General features: G+C 53.6%; 1 protein-coding gene. It reads left to right on the forward strand.

Translation table 11 applies throughout. From position 1 onward, the window contains the following. Positions 1-181: 181 nt before the first annotated feature. The coding region (locus AB1A64_RS22345; protein WP_366554367.1) for an IS6 family transposase at positions 182-646 on the forward strand (465 nt) is incomplete at its 3' end.

Raw genomic sequence — 646 nt, forward strand, 5'->3', positions numbered from 1 at the left:
ACGATGACATCAATGACTGCGTGTTCCAGCGCCGGGCCGGGCAGTCGCCAGCCCGAGATATCCTTTCCGCCCGAGATCAATCTGTTGGAGACATAGTAGCGCAACCGTCGACCTTTGCGTGTGGGGTCTTGTCAGAATAACTTTGGTTGAGCGGGGCAGGGGTGTTGAGTAGCTTTTGCCCATGACCAATCCTGCCTCTTTCAAATACTTTAAAACCAGTCCCGAAATCATCCGCCTTGCGGTGATGCTATACATCCGTTTCCCGCTCTCGCTTCGGAATGTCGAAAACTTGTTGCACGAGCGAGGCATCGACGTGAGCCACGAAACTGTCCGGTTTTGGTGGAACAGGTTTGGCCCGATGTTTGCATCAGAGATCCGAAGAAAGCGTTTTCAACAATTGAGAGCATACTCCAAATGGAAGTGGCACGTGGACGAGGTTTTCGTGAAGGTGAACGGCAAGAGACGCTACCTCTGGCGGGCCGTCGATCATGAGGGCGAAGTGCTGGAAGCCGTTGTCAACAAACGCCGAAACAAGGCTGCAGCACTGAAATTCCTCAAGAAATTGATGAAGCGGCGCGGTTGCGCCGAAGAGATCGTCACAGATCGCTTCGCTTCTTACAAGGCTGCGCTCAGAGAAATGGGCGCG

The organism is Ruegeria sp. ANG10, assembly GCF_040705255.1.
Lineage (GTDB): Bacteria > Pseudomonadota > Alphaproteobacteria > Rhodobacterales > Rhodobacteraceae > Ruegeria.